The 18,105-nt window shown below is 31.5% G+C and carries 18 protein-coding genes; 16 read left to right on the top strand and 2 right to left on the bottom strand.

The window, feature by feature from the left end; genetic code table 11:
- Positions 1-20: 20 nt before the first annotated feature.
- Complete coding sequence (locus tag KA883_RS10050; protein WP_046207284.1) at positions 21-1,616, bottom strand: xylulokinase; 1,596 nt, start codon at positions 1,614-1,616, stop codon at positions 21-23.
- Between the two features lie 279 nt (positions 1,617-1,895).
- Between KA883_RS10050 and KA883_RS10045 the strand changes: the two genes are divergently transcribed.
- From KA883_RS10045 to KA883_RS09970, 16 genes are all read left to right on the top strand, one after another.
- Complete coding sequence (locus KA883_RS10045) at positions 1,896-2,876, top strand: ketoacyl-ACP synthase III (protein WP_046207285.1); 981 nt, start codon at positions 1,896-1,898, stop codon at positions 2,874-2,876.
- A gap of 691 nt (positions 2,877-3,567) precedes the next feature.
- Positions 3,568-4,503 (top strand): aldo/keto reductase, encoded by a 936-nt coding sequence (locus KA883_RS10040; RefSeq protein ID WP_046207286.1) that lies wholly within the window; start codon positions 3,568-3,570, stop codon positions 4,501-4,503.
- Positions 4,504-4,808: 305 nt separating this feature from the next.
- A complete protein-coding gene (locus tag KA883_RS10035) occupies positions 4,809-5,348 on the top strand; it encodes a flavodoxin family protein (protein ID WP_046207287.1) in 540 nt (179 codons plus the stop codon).
- A 131-nt stretch (positions 5,349-5,479) separates the two neighbouring features.
- Entirely contained in the window at positions 5,480-5,959 is a 480-nt protein-coding gene (locus KA883_RS10030; protein ID WP_046207288.1) for a GNAT family N-acetyltransferase, read from the top strand.
- 17 nt (positions 5,960-5,976) lie between these two features.
- Complete coding sequence (locus KA883_RS10025; protein ID WP_210139970.1) at positions 5,977-7,293, top strand: HD domain-containing protein; 1,317 nt, start codon at positions 5,977-5,979, stop codon at positions 7,291-7,293.
- Between the two features lie 126 nt (positions 7,294-7,419).
- Positions 7,420-7,932 carry a YwhD family protein gene (locus tag KA883_RS10020; protein ID WP_046207290.1) on the top strand — a complete coding sequence of 171 codons (513 nt, stop codon included), beginning with the start codon at positions 7,420-7,422 and terminating at the stop codon, positions 7,930-7,932.
- A 302-nt stretch (positions 7,933-8,234) separates the two neighbouring features.
- A complete protein-coding gene (locus KA883_RS10015) occupies positions 8,235-8,648 on the top strand; it encodes a YwiB family protein (RefSeq protein WP_046207291.1) in 414 nt (137 codons plus the stop codon).
- Positions 8,649-10,316: an arginine--tRNA ligase gene (gene argS, locus KA883_RS10010; protein ID WP_046207292.1), complete on the top strand. Its 1,668-nt coding sequence runs from the start codon at positions 8,649-8,651 to the stop codon at positions 10,314-10,316.
- 153 nt (positions 10,317-10,469) lie between these two features.
- Positions 10,470-11,105, top strand: coding sequence for an endonuclease III domain-containing protein (locus KA883_RS10005; RefSeq protein ID WP_046207293.1), 636 nt, complete (start codon positions 10,470-10,472; stop codon positions 11,103-11,105).
- 76 nt (positions 11,106-11,181) lie between these two features.
- Entirely contained in the window at positions 11,182-12,063 is an 882-nt protein-coding gene (locus KA883_RS10000) for an ABC transporter substrate-binding protein (protein ID WP_210139969.1), read from the top strand.
- A 228-nt stretch (positions 12,064-12,291) separates the two neighbouring features.
- Entirely contained in the window at positions 12,292-13,242 is a 951-nt protein-coding gene (locus tag KA883_RS09995) for a FecCD family ABC transporter permease (protein ID WP_046207295.1), read from the top strand.
- A gap of 102 nt (positions 13,243-13,344) precedes the next feature.
- A complete protein-coding gene (locus KA883_RS09990; RefSeq protein ID WP_046207296.1) occupies positions 13,345-14,043 on the top strand; it encodes an HAD family hydrolase in 699 nt (232 codons plus the stop codon).
- Between the two features lie 3 nt (positions 14,044-14,046).
- Entirely contained in the window at positions 14,047-14,844 is a 798-nt protein-coding gene (locus tag KA883_RS09985) for an alpha/beta fold hydrolase (protein ID WP_046207297.1), read from the top strand.
- Between the two features lie 150 nt (positions 14,845-14,994).
- Positions 14,995-15,501, top strand: coding sequence for an SA0570 family protein (locus tag KA883_RS09980; protein ID WP_046207298.1), 507 nt, complete (start codon positions 14,995-14,997; stop codon positions 15,499-15,501).
- A gap of 139 nt (positions 15,502-15,640) precedes the next feature.
- On the top strand, positions 15,641-16,351 hold the full coding sequence (locus KA883_RS09975; RefSeq protein WP_046207299.1) for a hypothetical protein: 711 nt from the start codon (positions 15,641-15,643) through the stop codon (positions 16,349-16,351).
- Between the two features lie 220 nt (positions 16,352-16,571).
- Entirely contained in the window at positions 16,572-17,375 is an 804-nt protein-coding gene (locus KA883_RS09970; protein WP_046207300.1) for an alpha/beta fold hydrolase, read from the top strand.
- A 215-nt stretch (positions 17,376-17,590) separates the two neighbouring features.
- On the opposite strand, the gene sarA is transcribed toward KA883_RS09970, so the two are convergent.
- Complete coding sequence (gene sarA / locus KA883_RS09965) at positions 17,591-17,965, bottom strand: global transcriptional regulator SarA (RefSeq protein ID WP_019468421.1); 375 nt, start codon at positions 17,963-17,965, stop codon at positions 17,591-17,593.
- Positions 17,966-18,105: the final 140 nt, after the last annotated feature.

Raw genomic sequence — 18,105 nt, 5'->3', positions numbered from 1 at the left:
TTCTAAAATGTTAATCGACTTTAAATATACTCATCTATCTGTCGTTGGAGAGGTAATAATGTTTTAAATTTTTGAATATAATTTCTAAAACTTTCAACATCTTGAGATTTAGGGTTTAAAGTGATTTGGTCAGTGTTATCAAAAGCTTTAACGTTTAAGTAATTGGCCAAATTTGTATACTGTTTTTCTAGTAAATAACGGGATAATATTGCGATACCCCATGCGCCACCTTCACTAGCAGTTTTCATAACACTGACTGGTGTTTCTAATGCTGCAGCTAAATAGGATTGTGCAACTTTGTCTGTTTTAAAAATACCACCGTGGCCTAGCATGCTATCAATTTGAATATCTTCATTTTCTTTTAATAAATCAATACCAATTTTCAAAGTACTAAAGGCACTAAAAATATGTGTTTTCATAAAGTTTTCAATATTGAATTCACTATCAACGTGACGTAGGAACATCGGATAACCTTGATTGACATCCGTTATGAATTCTCCGGAGATATAGCCATAAGATAATAATTTTCCTAAGTCTTCATCTCCATTAAAAGCGCTTTCAAATAACTTGGTAAAAAGTTCATTTTTATCATATTTTACATTCATGAGTTGGAAGACTTCTTCAAACAAATGAACCCAAGCATTGATATCAGATGTACAATTATTAGCATGTATCATCGCAACATCATAACCATCAGGTGTAGTTACAATGTCTACTTCAGGATAAACATAAGTAATCGGTTTCTCTAGTACAATCATTGAAAATATACTAGTTCCTGCAGAAACATTTCCGGTTTTTGGTGCTACGCTATTCGTTGCCACCATGCCTGTTGCAGCATCTGATTCTGGTGCACACATTGGACACCCTGGTTCCAGTTCACCATTTGGGTCGATGAGTTTAGCGCCTGTTTTTGTTAAGTAACCAGCAATTTCTCCAGCTACAATGACATTTGGTAACATATCGTTAATGTCTTGCGAGTAACCTAAATTTTGAAATAATGTATTAAAACGTTTTAATAGATCTTGACGGAATTGCTTACGTTCGCTGTCAACTGGGAACATACCAGATGCGTCTCCAATACCTAATACTTTTTTATCTGTTAAATACCAATGAACATAACCAGCTAGGGTAGTTAGATAACTAACTTGTTTGACGTGTGCTTCGTCATCTATTGCTGATTGGAACAGCTGAGCGATGCTCCAGCGTTCTGGTATATTTACTTTAAAATCTTCGCGTAACAATTTTGCTGCTTTATTCGCATTGTTATTGCGCCAAGTTCTGAAAGGTACTAATAAATCATCATTGTCATCAAATGCTAAGTAACCATGCATCATACCACTAATTCCTAGAGAAGCTAAGGATTTAATTTGAACATGATAGTTATCCTTAATTGATTGTGACATTTCAGCATAACTTTTTTGAATGCCTACCCATACATCATTAATGGAATAAGTCCAATAACCATTTTCATATTTGTTCTCCCATTCAAAAGAACCTGTTGCAATTGTTTCGCAATTAGGTGCGATAGCAATGGTCTTTATACGCGTAGAGCCTAATTCAATGCCTACAGATAGTTGACCTGATTCAACCAAGTGCTTGATATCATCACTTTCCATTTTGTTGCTCCTTTACTTAAAAAATAATGTAAACGTTATCAAAAATGAATATTAATTTAAAAATTATGAAAAGTCAATTAAAGATTATTATACATTTAGTTCATGTGATAAATTATAACTATAAATTAATAATATTATTTAAATTTATTTATAGTTATGAATTATTATTTATGTTATAGGTGTTGCATTGATTGTGTTATCATTCATTAGTATGAAGCGTATGATAAATAATAAGAATTTGAAATTTTAAAGTTATAGATTGATAAAAGGAGTTATGATATGAATTCATTTGCTAAAATTACTGCACAAGGTGCTTATGTACCGGAAAAAAGAATGGATAACCATGATTTCGAGAAGATTGTTGATACTTCTGATGAATGGATCCAACAAAGAACTGGGATTGTTGAAAGAAGAATTGTAGCTGAAGATGAATATACGAGTGATATCAGTTATAAAGCAGTGCTGGATTTGCAAGAGAAATATCAAGTGGAATTAAATGATGTTGATATGATTATCAATGCTACATTGACTCCAGATTATAAAACCCCAAGTGTCGCATCTTATGTGCAAGCGAAACTTGGATTGAAAAATGCAGGGGCCATTGATATTAATGCAGCTTGTGCAGGTTTTGCCTATGGTTTGAATATAGCTAATGGTCTGATTACATCTGGTCAAAATAAAAAAGTGCTAGTTATTGGCGCGGAAACACTATCACGAATTACAGATTACACAGACCGCAATACATGTATTTTGTTTGGTGATGGAGCAGGCGTATTTTTAGTAGAATACAGTGAAGATGAAACGAGCTTTATATCTAGTAGTTCTGGCTCAGACGGTGACAAAGGACATCATTTATATTGTTCAGAACTTTCTCATACTATGTTTGGCGAAGATTTACAAAATCCTGGTTATATTGTTCAAAATGGTCGTGGCGTATATAAATGGGCTGTCGGCAATGTTCCGAATATTATTGAGAATACGTTACGTAACACGAATTATAAAAAAGAGGACATAGATTGGTTTGTGCCACATAGTGCTAATGCCAGAATGATAGAATCAATATGTGAAAAGGCTAACCTCTCTAAAGATAAAGCGCTAATGAGTCTTAAATATTATGGTAATACGTCATCGGCTACGATTCCATTATCGATTGACTTAGCTGTCCAAGCGCATCAACTTAAAAAAGGTGACCTCATGCTATTAGTTGGGTTTGGTGGCGGCTTGTCATATGCGTCGACATTAATTAAATGGACACTTTAAAAATATATTACAATAATTAAATAAAAATGATTCGTAAGTAGGGTGTAACACGCATTGCATCCTACTTTTTTATGTGTATATCTCTGTAATTGATTTGTCCCAGTGCATTTATATTGTAGGTAGATGATTGAACTTAGGTAAATCATTTTATGTTTTTTAAATCAAGTCATCTTTGCAAAGGTGGATGACGAAATAATTTTAATAAAATTAGAATTCTGTCCTACGTCCCATTATGTCTAAATTTTTGAAACGTAATTTTTAAGCATTTTACTTCAAGGTCTCATCAAAAACATGCTAAATTTTGAGTAGTGGTAGAAAAGTTATTTAACAACTTAATATCGATATGTTTCAACATCTCGTGTTAAATCATATGTATTCCGAACGAATTATGCTAGCAATAGTTGAAACAATTGAATTACATGGCAATACTTTTTTAGAGAGACAAGATATTTAAAATAGCGATGATTACTAATGAAGTTAAGTAATTTTTGTTATGTGCATAAATACGATATGTATAACATATTATTAAACTGAGTGAAAAAGGGTAGAGATATATTATATAGTATTCAGCAGTTCATGCGTTTGTTGATGGCATTGTCAAAGTAACTTTCGTAATGAAGGGATACAAAAACAATTTGAGCCAGAGATTCTATAAATATATCAAAATTAATATATAAGGAGTTGGATTGTTTTGACGGAAAAAGTTCAATTAGGAAAATCAAATGTAACGGTATCACCGATTGCTTTAGGTACAAATGCTGTTGGTGGACATAATTTTTATAATGATTTAGACGAAGAAAAAGGTAAAGAAACGGTTCGCACTGCTGTTAGAAATGGTATTACATTGTTAGATACAGCCTATATTTATGGTCCAGAACGTTCGGAAGAATTAGTAGGAGAAGCGGTTAAAGAATTTGCTAGAGACGAGTTTGCAATTGCCACAAAGGGTGCGCATTATTTTGATGAAGATGGTAATGTGAAAATGTCTAATGATCCAGCATTTCTTAAAGATCAAGTAGAAAAAAGCTTAAAACGTCTTCAAGTAGATTATATTGATTTGTATTATATTCATTTTCCAGATGATACTACGCCTAAAGATCAAGCAGTTGCTGCATTAAAAGATTTAAAAGATGAAGGTAAGATTAAAGCGATAGGAGTTTCTAATTTTACATTAGATCAACTAAAAGAAGCGAATAAAGACGGCTATGTTGATGTTGTGCAAATGGAATACAATTTATTAAATCGCGAAAATGAAGATGTATTTGAATATACAAAAGAAAATCAAATTACATTTATTCCATATTTCCCTTTAGTTTCAGGTCTTTTAGCTGGCAAATACACTGAAAATACAAAATTTGATGATATTCGTGCTAAGAATCCAGAATTCCAAGGTGAAAAATTCAAAGAAAATTTAGAGAAAATTGATGAGTTGAGAGGTATTGCAGATAATCATAATGTAGATGTTGCACATATTGTGCTTGCATTCTATTTAACTCAACCTTCATTGGATGTCGTGATTCCAGGCGCAAAGCAACCACATCAAGTCGTGGACAATTTAACAACTTTAGAGGTTAATTTAACTCAAGAAGAGATTGAAAAAATAAATCAACTATTTCCTAGAAAATAATAAATAAGTGAGTGGACTTATGTATAAGTTTTAGCTCAGGCATCACTGTGTACTTTTATTCATTCTAGTTATTATTTCCAGGTTGAGATGACGAAATTTTTAAAAGAAAATTAAGTTTCTATCCTATGCCCATTTTATAAAGTTTTTAAATTTTAGTTGAAATATATAAATATATATAAATTTTCCTACAAATCATTTAATGCTATAATATACTATTGTAAACGCATGTTATATTTATGAACTTTTGTGTAAAATTATTAAGATATCTCTAATGGAATATTTTAATATATGAAAAGGAGATTATTATGATTACAGTTTTGTTCGGGGGCAGTCGTCCGGAGGGAAACACTGCTCGATTGACTAAAATGGCCTTATCAGGACATGACTACAAATGGTTTGATTTAACTCAGTACCAATTGAATCCAGTGAGAGATGTGAGACATGATGGGACAACGATTGATACTTATGAAGATGATTATAAAAAAGTGATAGATCAAGTGTTAGCCAGTGATACAATTGTTTTTGCATCACCCGTGTATTGGTATAGTATATCAGCCTCTTTGAAAGCATTCATTGATCATTGGTCTGAAACTTTAATGGATCCTAATTATAAGGATTTTAAGGCAAAAATGGCTGAAAAAGATTTTAGACTCATTATTGTCGGCGGAGATTTTCCAAAAATAAAAGCGAAGCCATGTATCACTCAAATCAAGTATAGCTTAGAGTTTTTAGGTGCTACGCTATCTGGTTATATTATTGGAACTGCTGAAAAACCAGGAGATATTGATAAAGATTCGTATGCATTAAACCGCGCACGAGAATGGCAAGATACATTAAATAAGTAATATTTAGAGATAGTTTGGGCAATGTTATCTATTGTCCAAGCTATTTTCATATGAATAGATTAAGTATTTTGAACACTAAAATTATGTTATAATATGAGTATTATTACCTACTATAAATAGGGGGAACCAACATGCACAAAGTTAGGAAAGCAGCGCCAGAAGATGTTGTAGGCATCAGAGATGTAGCAACAAAAGCTTGGTATAATACTTATTTAAATATCTATGCAGCTAAAACTGTAAATGAATTATTGGCTGCTTCATATAATGAACAACATTTACTTAAAAGGTTAGAAGAACAATTATTTTTAGTCATCGAAGAAGATGATCAAATCATTGGTTTTGCTAACTTTATATATGGCACTGAATTATTCTTATCAGCCCATTACGTGAGACCTTCGTGGCAACATCATGGATATGGTTCTGATTTACTGAAAGAAGGCTTGGCATATTTCCAAAACGAATATGATGAAATATTTTTAGAAGTGGATAATAAGAATGATGAAGCGGTAGCTTTTTATGAACAAAAAGGGTTTGAGCGTGTGCGCTCGTATATGCACGTGATGTATGGGGAAGAAATGGATTTAGCATTGATGCGTAAAACTTTATCATAGATGCACATTAACAAGGTATGAATAGGAGGACGACATTGACTTTTACAACTTATGCTACACAAAAGTTACCTGAAGAAAAAGTATTTAAAGACCCCATTCATAGATATATTCATGTAAGAGACCAAGTGATTTGGGATTTGATTAAAACGAAAGAATTTCAACGTTTACGACGTATAAAGCAATTGGGTACATTATACTTATCATTTCATACCGCTGAACACAGTAGATTTGGACATTCATTAGGTGTATATGAGATTGTTCGAAGATTAATTGATGACTCGTTTGACGGTCGTGAAGCATGGAATAATGATGATCGTCCACTTGCACTATGTGCCGCATTATTACACGACTTAGGTCATGGACCATTTTCACATAGCTTCGAGAAGATTTTTAATACAGATCATGAACAATTTACGCAAAAAATTATTACTGGCCCGACAGAAGTAAATCGTGTATTACGACGTGTTTCTGAAGATTTTTCACAGCAAGTAGCTGATGTTATTAATAAAACACATGAAAATAAATTGGTCATCTCTATGATTTCTTCACAAATAGATGCTGATAGAATGGATTACTTGCAACGTGATGCATATTTTACGGGTGTTACGTATGGGCAATTTGATATGGAACGTATTTTGAGATTGATGCGACCTTCAAAAGATGAAGTACTTATTAAAGAAAGTGGTATGCATGCAGTAGAGAACTTCATTATGAGCCGTTACCAAATGTATTGGCAAGTTTACTTCCATCCAGTTAGTCGAGGTGGAGAAGTGTTGCTTAATAATTGTTTGAAACGAGCAAAGCAACTTTATAATGAAGGGTACACTTTTAAAAAATATCCTGCCGATTTTATACCGTTCTTTGAAGAATCTATGACGATTGAACAGTATGTAGATTTAGATGAAGCGGTTGTAGTTTATTACTTAAAAGCATGGATTAATGAAGATGACGCTATATTAAGTGATTTATCTCGTAGATTTATTAATCGGGATTTGTTTAAATATATGCCATTTGATGGTTCTATTATTACAATTACAGAATTAACAGATTTGTTTATACAGGCAGGTATAGATCCGAATTATTACTTTGTAAGTGAATCCTTTTCTGATTTACCTTATGATTATGACCGTCCAGGATCAGACAGACAGCCGATTCATTTGTTGAGACGTAATGGTAAAATAAGAGAAATTAGTAGTCAATCCTTAGTTATTCATAGTATAACTGGCATTAACAGACAAGATTATAAATTATATTATCCAAAAGAATTTATTTCTGATATAGAAGATGACCAAGTTAGAAATGCAATTAATAGTATATTAGATGAATTAAATTAAGCACTTAAAAATTGATGACTTTTATCACTTTGTTAAATATGGCAAAATTTTAATATAGACAACTTATGTAGGATTGTAATTTAACAATTGCAGCGCTACTTTTTTTAATAATGGAGGTGGAAGCTGATGGCTGAAAATAAGGGATTTAAATTCAATATTATTAAAAATGATCCGTTGGATGGTCACAAAGGTACCAATATTGGTTCTATAAGTTTAGATAACGTAGCACCAGTGTTTATCGATGTTGCAAACGAAGAGGCATTTATTGATATTGCAGGCATGCATGCGCGTTCTAGTGTTGAAAAAGGTGTCAAATGGATTAAAGATAAGGCGACCGTTGAAGGTGAAGAGGCGAAAGAATATTGGTTGTGTTGGGTTACAACAGAACGTGGTGAAAATGGACCCTACTATGCCGGACTAACAGCATGCTATTTATTAGTAAATAGAAGTATTCGTAGAGGTTACAAAAGTATGCCTGAACATGTAAATATGATGGATAAATCAATGAAACATAATATTGAAATCGATCAAATAGGTGACCAAAATAAAAAAATATTAGCAGCGTTTCTTAAATCGCATGATATAGATATGTGGAATAACTCTGATGCTTCATTGCATGAAGCTTTAGAAACAGTATAATATCATTGGTTTTTAAGAGTTCAACGATATTAAACGAAGAACATAAGAACATCGGTATTTAAATGCATGTAACGTATGCATTGGGATATTTGCGTCATTTGAAAAGAGTAGAAATACGAAATCAGATTTTGATTTTGTTTTTTCTACTTTTTTTATGTGTGGTTTTTGAATATTGTGAAGGTGTTGTAAACGAACTTTGAAAATGGAGATTATTGAATTTAAATTAATTTAGCAACTGTTTTGCATATTTCAAGTATGCTATAATGGTTTGTATTATTTTAAAGATTAGGGTGAAACTTACATTGGAGAACAATGTTGAAATCCAAACGAAACAAGTGGTTAAACAATTCGATAATAAGGAAAAATTCTCATTGTCTACTACAGGATCTTGGCAAAAACGTAAAGCCGATTTTATTCGTTATCAAGAAAAGATAGACGGAGCAATCGTTAATGTGACAGTTAAAATTGAAAGTTCAGGAGTAAAGATTATCCGCAATGGTGATATTAAGTTAAACCTTCATTTTGTAGAAGGTGAGGAAACGATTACTTTGTATGAAATTAGTGGCGGTCGCATACCATTGACCGTTTATACACATTCTATTTTACATTTTGTAAATGATAATGGTGGAAAATTGAAAGTGCATTATGATTTAATTCAAGATGAAGAGAAGATGGGATCTTATCAATATGAAATTACTTACAAGGAGATGCCGTAAATGAACATAATCGAACAAGTCAAACAAAAGTTGGTTGAAGAAATTAAGAAAAGTATTCAACAAGCACAACTTGCCGACGTGAATGAAATACCTGAAATTAAAATCGAAATACCAAAAGATAATAAAAATGGTGACTATTCAACAAACATAGCAATGGTCTTAACAAAAATAGCGAAACGTAATCCACGCGAAATCGCAACAGCAATTGTTGAAAATTTGGATACAACGGCTGCACAAGTTGAAAAAGTTGATATCGCAGGACCTGGTTTTATCAATTTTTATTTAGATAGTGCTTATTTGACTGCGATTATTACTGAAGCAATCAATAATGGTGATCAATTTGGTCATAAAAAAGTTAAAAATGGTGAAAATATTTTATTAGAATATGTATCGGCTAATCCTACAGGTGATTTACATATAGGTCATGCCCGTAATGCCGCAGTTGGCGATACGTTGGCCAATATATTAGAAGCGGCTGGTTATAATGTCACAAGAGAATATTATATTAATGATGCTGGTAATCAAATTACCAATTTAGCTCGTTCAATAGAAGCACGTTATTTTGAAGCGCTTGGTGATGATTCTTTTGAAATGCCAGAAGGTGGCTATCACGGAAAAGATATCATCAATATTGGTAAAGATTTGGCAGAGAAACAACCGGAAATAAAGGATTTAGACGAAGAAGCACGTATTAAAACATTCAGACAACTTGGCGTCGATTACGAAATGCAAAAACTAAGAAAAGACTTAGCTGATTTTAATACACATTATGATAATTGGTTTAGCGAAACAACGCTTTATGAATCTGGTGAAATCAAACAAGTACTTAATAAAATGACTGAACTTGGTTATACTTATGAAGAAGATGGTGCAACATGGTTACGTACAACCGATTTCTCGGATGACAAAGATCGTGTATTGATTAAAAAAGATGGTAATTATACTTACTTTTTACCAGATATTGCATACCATTTTGATAAAATTGAACGTGGTAACGATATATTAATAAACTTATTTGGTGCAGATCACCATGGCTATATACAGCGTTTGAAAGCATCAATGGAAACATTTGGTGTTGATAGCGAGCGTCTTGAAATTCAAATTATGCAAATGGTCCGCTTAATGCAGGACGGTCAAGAAGTGAAAATGAGTAAACGTACTGGAAATGCAATTACTTTACGTGAAATTATGGATGAAGTAGGCGTGGATGCCGCGAGATATTTCTTAACGATGCGCAGTCCTGATACGCATTTTGATTTTGATATGGAATTAGCAAAGCAAGAATCACAAGATAATCCGGTATATTATGCACAATATGCACATGCACGTATTTGTTCAATTTTAAAACAAGCTAAAGAAAAAGGTATTGAACCTTCAACTGACGCAGACTATTCGTTTATCACAAACGATAAAGCGACTGAGCTTATGAAAAAAATTGCTGAATTTGAACCAACGATTGAAAGTGCCGCAACACACAGAGCACCACATAGAATTACAAACTATATTCAAGATTTGGCAGCACATTTCCATAAGTTTTACAATGATGAAAAAGTTTTAACAGATGATTTAGAAAAAACAAAAGCGTTGATTGCATTAATTGATGCAGTGAGAATTACATTACATAATGCATTAAACCTTGTTGGCGTAACAGCGCTAGAGTCAATGTAATTATTATGTAATTAAAGTAGTCCTTTATTTAAGAGCAAGTTTAGGTTTGTTAATCATAGTTTGATGCATTTCCGTCAGTACTATCAACAAACCTTACTTGCTCTTTTTTGATATTGGTTACTTCATCGTAATCACTGGGAGGGTAATGCTAACATGTTAGATATTCAGTCGCTATATAAATTATTATCTTCACATATGGGGTCACAACATTGGTGGCCTGCTGAGTCTAAAATCGAAGTGATATTAGGAGCGATTTTAGTACAAAATACCAATTGGAGAAATGCTGCTTATGCGCTTGAACAATTAAAGGTGAAGACTGAATTTGATCCAGAGCAGATGCTAAATTTGAATTTGGAATCTTTGCAAATGCTTATAAAATCAAGCGGATTTTATAAAAATAAAGCTAAAACGATTTTGAATATACTTGCCTGGTTGAAACGTTTTGATTTTGATTATCAAGCTGTAAGATCATATTATCAACTTCAATTGCGTAATGCTTTATTAGAAATCAAAGGTATTGGTAGTGAAACGGCAGATGTGTGTTTAGTTTATATTTTTGAAGAAGTTGTCTTTATTCCAGATAGTTATACTAGAAGAATTTTTAAAAAACTAGGCTATACCAACACAGAAAGTTATGAGAAATTGAAGCGACATATTGAACTTCCTGAAACATTTACTAATGCAGATGCTAATGAATTTCATGCGTTGTTAGATAATTTTGGGAAAAATTACTTTAATGGAAAAAATGAAAACAAGTATACATTTTTAGATCCTTATTTTGAAAATTAAATTTCATAAAATAGACTTAACGATTGAGATGAGAGTTTGGTAATATAGAATAAAATAACTATTAGGAGATTAAGGTATGAAGAAATGGAATAAATTATTATGTTTGTTACTTGTTTTTGTAGTAGTCTTAACTGCTTGTGGTACGAAGTCAGACCAAAAGCATGATGAAGGGCAATCTGAGGGTCACACTTATAAACGTATTATTTCTCTAATGCCTAGTAATACGGAAATTTTATATGAACTCGGTTTGGGTGACGATGTGATAGGCGTATCAACTGTAGATGATTATCCTAAAGAAGTAAAAGATAAGAAACAATTTGATGCGATGAAACTTAATAAAGAATCATTGATGAAAGCCAAACCAGATTTAATATTGGCACATGAATCTCAAAAAGCGACGAATGATAAAGTACTTAAAGGATTAAAAGATAGTGGTGTGAAAGTTGTTTATGTGAAAGATGCACAATCTATTGATGAAATGTATGAATCATTTATGCAAATTGGTAAGGTAACGCATAAAGAAAAAGCAGCCAAAAAACTCGTTAAAGAAACAAAACAAAATATCGAAAACATAAAAAAATCAGTGCCTAATGATGTAAAAGGGCAAAAAGTTTTCATGGAAATTTCATCTGAACCAGAAATATACACTGCAGGTAAAGAAACATTTTTTGATGATATGCTGACACAATTAAAAGCAGAAAACAGTTTTTCTAATTTAAAAGGTTGGCAGAAGGTGAGTAAAGAAGATATTATTAAGCAAAATCCAGATTTGATGATATCAACAATGGGTATTTCATCATCTGAATATCAAAAAATGATTAACAAACGTGGTGGTTTTAATCAAATTAAAGCGGTACAGCACAATAAAGTTAAAGCTGTTAATGGTGATGAAATATCAAGACCAGGTCCACGTATAGATGATGGATTGAAAAAATTGAAAGAAGCTATTTATGAATAGTAATTTACTAAAACACAAAGATAGATTAGCCTAGGAACTAAATAGCTTTCGCTAACAAATAAACGTCAATTGCTATAGAAATGATATAGAATTGACGTTTTCTTTATGAATTTCTTATCATGTGATATTTACTTTTAGCATAAAAATATATACCATTTTAATAACGAACAATAAATATTTTTATCATTCAATATAACTGAACGATTTTATTGAAAGCGTGGCAAAGACATGAAATATAATAAAGCACTTATTATTTGTATCGTCCTACTCATTATCAGTATGCTACTAAGCATGCTTTGGAATATCGGTAATATTAATGAAGCATTGTCACAATCTATATTATTTCAAGTTAGAGTGCCTAGAACACTTCAAGCATTATTAGCAGGTATTGGTTTAACATTAGCAGGTCATATGTTTCAGACGCTATTAAATAACCCATTAGCCGACAGCTTTACATTAGGTTTAGCAAGTGGGGCAACTTTTGGTTCTGGTACAGCTGTAGTATTAGGGTTATCGTTTTTATGGTTACCAGTTTTTTCTGTTATTTTTAGTGTTATCACATTAATTACAGTGATCTCACTTACTACTGCTATGTCTAAAGGCTATCCGATAAGGACACTCATCTTATCCGGTATTATGATAGGTGCATTGTTTAATGCATTTCTTTATGTATTGATTATTTTTAATCAACAGAAGATGAATAATATTGTGAATTATATGTTTGGCGGTTTCTCATCTGCAGAGTATAACGAGGTAATATATATAGGTATTACGTTATTCATCGGTATTATTGTATTATGTAGTTTAATACCAAAAATTAAGATATTACAGCTAGGCCATTTGAAAGGAACATCTTTAGGTTTAAATGTACAATCATTAACATATTGCGTGTTATTAATTGCTTCATTGATTACTGCAGTAATTGTCGCATATGTAGGCATCATTGGTTTTATAGGCATGATTATTCCACAGCTTGTACGACGCCAGGGTCAGCAGTTCAATCTTGGACAACAAATGGTACTAAATATGTTTATAGGTGGTATAGTGATGGTAATGTCGGATTGGTTAGGAAGTATATTGTTAAGCCCATTTGAAATTCCTGCTAGTATTATTTTAGCATTATTAGGCATACCAGTACTATTTTACATCATGATCACTCAACCACGGAGCATAGAATAAACTTAAGGATTACTATCGTCTCGAGATGGTTTATACGATATAATGATATTTATTAATTAAGGTTAAGTAAAAGGTAAACCTAAGATTGAAGAGGTTATGATTATGGATTTAACTCAGGTAAAAGCTATTGTATTTGATTTAGAAGGGACATTATTAGACAGAAAGAAATCTCGAGAAAAATTTATAGAAGAGCAGTTTGAAAGGTTTCATGACTATTTTGTACGCATACAATTGGAAGACTTCAAACGTAAATTTATAGCACTAGATGATGATGAAGATCACGATAAACCTGAATTATATAAGGCGCTCATTAAAGATTTTCATGTAGATCGACTAACTTGGAAAGATTTGTTTAGTGATTTTGAAATGCATTTTTACAGATATGTATTTCCATATTATGATACACAGTATACTTTAGAAAAATTAACAGAGAATGGTTATTTGACTGGTGTGATTGCAAATGGTAAGTCAAAAATCAAACAATTTCGTCTGCACGCTTTAGGTATCGAAGATAGTATCAATTATTTATCTACATCTGAAACTGTAGGTTACCGCAAGCCCCATCCTAAAATTTTTGAAGATATGTTGTCGCAATTAGGTACCAAACCTGAAGAAACAATATATGTTGGTGATGATCCACTCAATGATGTAGCACCTGCAAGGGCCATGGGTATGATTAGTGTTTGGTTTAATGAAGATAATGAAAATGATCTAACACCTTTACCAGAAGAAGTAGATTTTACGATTAAAACTACGGAAGAATTACTTTCCATTTTATCAATTAATAAGAAAGGGAGATAAATGATGAACCTATTTACAACAAGTGATGGTGTTGCTTTAAATTACAAGACGAGTGGTGAAGGTAAAGCAATAGTCATGATTCATACTGCTTTTGATAACTTTTCAGTATTTAATGATTTAGAAACTAAATTTAATAAAGCATATCAGGTAGTGCTCATTGATCTAAGAGGACATGGCTATTCTGACAAACCGAATGACATCAAATTTAGAACATATGCGAAAGATATTAAGGAATTATTAGATTATTTATATATTAATGAATGCTCTATCATAGCTCACGAATTAGGTGGTTCTATTGCCGCATTATTTGCTACACAATACCCAGAATTAGTGTCATCATTAACGATGGTGAATCCTACACTATTGAATGACATCACGCCTGAAGAGCGATTATATAGAAAGTATTCAGATAAAATTAGAAATTGGGATGATGAGACACAACAAAAATTCCTGGATAAACAATTATATTATTCCAAAAGAAAAGCTAAAAAATTCTTAAAGCAAATTGAAAATACGAACAACATGTCTACGAAAGCAGAAATAGAAGCGGTAAAACAATCATTTATTGACAATAATGTCATGCATTATTTAAAAGCTTTAGATTTACCTACATTAATTATTGTTGGACAGCATGGAGAAAGAACTACAGTATTCGAAGCAAAAGAAGTTGCGGATTATATCGGAAATACCCAATTTGAAGTTTTTGAAGAATCAGGATTATATCCATTCGTAGAAGAAAAAGATAAATTTATCAATGAAGTAAGAAAGTTTATAGAACAACATCTTCAATTAGCATCTTAAATTATTCAGCTTTGATAGATGCCTAGAAAAGATTACAGCAATACACTGTTTTGTAATCTTTTTGTAACATTACTGTTATTTTAGTAATATTTATAGTACAATGTGAATAAGCACAATGAAGGTAAGTTAAATATAAAGGAGAGAGTGCTTATGAAAAAATTATGTGCAGCAGTTTTAGTTACAGGTTTGGCATTTTCTGGTATTTCGGCAGGAAATGTTGAAGCAGCATCAGGGAACTCTATCCAAAGTGTTAATGAATTGCAACATGGAGATCGATCATTAGAAGGTGCGAAATTAGGAAGTTCTATTCAATCAGTATTAAAAAATAATAAAAAACCAATTTATTCATATAAACCTGATGGCACAGAACATTATTATGAATTTAAAAAAGATAATGGTGTGCTAGTGGTAACTGCAGATGGTAAGAAAAATAATGGTAAAATCACACGTGTATCAATGAGTTACAACGATACAAATGGACCATCATATAAAGAAGTGAAAAATGCTGTAAGCAACCAAGCAGTTGCACGTGAACATTATAATAAAGTAACAGGCAACTTTGGATATGTTCAAGATAATCAAGTATCTTATCAATTTAGTTCGCCATCACCTAATGATAAAAATATTAAACTTTATCGCATTGATATTAGTAAATAATCTTCACTTGTAATTATTAAAATGAATCAAAACCGACAAGTTTAAAGCTATATACTTGTCGGTTATTTTATTGTTACAATAAGCGAAAGTCTAATTTTATTAATGAATAAAGCACTTATTTAACAAAAAGGAGCCTATCATGAGAGTTAATGACAAAGTATTAATAGAAAATATCAATGATTATTTCACTCATAAAGGTCTTTCTCCCAATCTTATCGATGATATTAAAGGAAAATTAAAAAAAGAGTTAAAGAAATCAGAAGCACAAGATTTGGATTATATCGAATACAGAAAGAAATCACCAGCTGAAATAATTTTAACGATTCAACGCAATTTATTTACTTTACAATTAAACCCAATTGTATTTTTTATTATCAATTTTATTTTATTATCCTATCTATATGATAAACAGTATGTACCGTTCCAAGCAGCGACTGGATTATCAATTTTTTATTGTTTAATTATTTTACCGATTTCAATCTTCATTTATTTGAGAATTGATTGGAAAAATTATCTCTATAGTAATAAATTTGAAAGAGTGATAGGGCTGAGTGTTGCAGCAGCAGCGCTTATCTTAGTATTTGCACACGCTTTTGGATTTAATTTAGGCATTGTCGCTGTATCATTATATGCACATCAATTTATCTTTTTTGTAGGTATCATATTTAGTATTTCTGGCATCTATTTTAAAAGATTAGAGTTTACTGGTATTGGGTTGTTGTTTTGTCAAAAAACAATAGATGCGATGATTAGTAATCCTGTGATTACACAAATTGCGTCTATTGTCATTTGGGTATTGTTATTAATTGTTATCATTTATTACACAATTAGAATATCTTCCAGAAATTAAAGTTACTTTATGGGTTTCTGATATTGTTGTGTAATCAGTTGTATATACTCAACTTGCATTTAATGTGTCAAAAACATTAATTGTGAGTTGAGTATTTTTTAGTTTTAAAAGGCAAGATTGTAGGGTCAGAGTGAAGCTAAAGATTGCCGTTAAATATTTGAAATTGAGCATATGCGTTATAAAACGAGGGTATATAAATCATATAAGGAGGTGGCCCACAATGGAAAAAGTACAGATTAGTTGTAACACTGAATTGGCATACATCCGTGAGGGTCTAGGCTTTCCTGTAATTTTAATTCATGGTTTAGATGGTAATCTAGCTTCCCTATGTACTTTGAAAGATGAATTAAAAGAAAATTATGATGTTATTACTTATGATGTTAGAGGACATGGTAAATCATCAAAATCGAATGCATATCATTTAAAAGACCACGTAGAAGATTTGAAATTATTAATGAAACAGCTAAATATTGAAAAAGCCCATTTAGTAGGTCATGATATGGGTGGACTGATTGCTAAACATTTTGTCGATAAATATGAATCCAAGGTTGAATCATTAACGTTAATTGCATGTAATCTTATTGATAGTGTATTAGAGTTAAATAAATTAATGATTGAACATGAAGATGAAATAGAAGGCTTTGATAAATCTGAATCTTTAATCTTATTATTACCTTATATGTATAAAGATCAAGAAAAAGCTAAAAAATGGTTTCAGTCCCAGTTGATTTATAATAGACAGTCAGCTGAAGAAAGTGCAGTAGCAACAAGAGCATTAATGGAATTCCCTGTATTTAATCAAAATATTGTACTTGAACAAACCAATATTCCCACATTAATTGTAAATGGAATTTATGATCCATTGATCACTCAAGAAATGAAACGCAAATACGATCAAGTGTTTCACAATTTAGAAATGGTTGAATTTAACCAGTCAGGACATGCACCTCATATAGAAGAACCCATTCACTTTCTAGAGGTATTTTTAGCGTTTGTAAAAACAAATGAATATTCAGAACGCTGATATTGATGAAGCAATGCGATGTTTATTTTTTGATTTCAAACGATAAATATTTAGCGTTAAAAAGTCTAATACATTCAATAACATAAAAGTGCACAAATCAGGTAGGATGAAACATTAAAAATTTTTCAAAACATATATAAAACCACTTCACTGAATTCGTTCAGCGAAGTGGTTTTTGGTGTTGATAGGTATGATATGTGGGAAGCTAAAGTTAGTTATACTTCTTTTTCGTCATTTGCTTCTTGAATACGCTTATTAACACGTGATAATAATTCATTGATTTTTTTGCGTTGTTTAGAATCAACTAATATTAAAACTGTTCTTTCATCATGTTCATTACGTTTCTTATCAAAATAATCTTCTTGAGATAAATTTTTAACTGCTTTAACAACTTGAGGTTGTTTATAATTTAAGTGGTTAATAATATCTTTTAGATAATATTCTTCACTTTCGTGTTCACTAATATATGTTAATACAGCGAATTCTTCGAAACTTACTGAAAACTCTTTTTTGATAATACTTTTTAATTTATCAGCGTACGTTACCATTGCTAATAGTTCAAAACAATCGTTAATTTTGGTGATAGCCATTCTTAATTCCTCCCTAATTTATATGCCCAATCTAATATACATATTAAAAATGTTTTTGTATAATAATTTGTCTTAATTCAAAGTTGAATACAAAGTTTTTGTCATAATTTACAGCTCTAATATATTTGGGTAAAATATAT

Origin of the sequence: Staphylococcus sp. GDY8P54P, from assembly GCF_017892645.1 — a bacterium.
GTDB classification, from domain to species: Bacteria; Bacillota; Bacilli; order Staphylococcales; family Staphylococcaceae; genus Staphylococcus; species Staphylococcus ureilyticus.
Note: the sequence above shows the minus strand (reverse complement) of the source record. Positions and strands in the feature narration are given on the sequence as shown.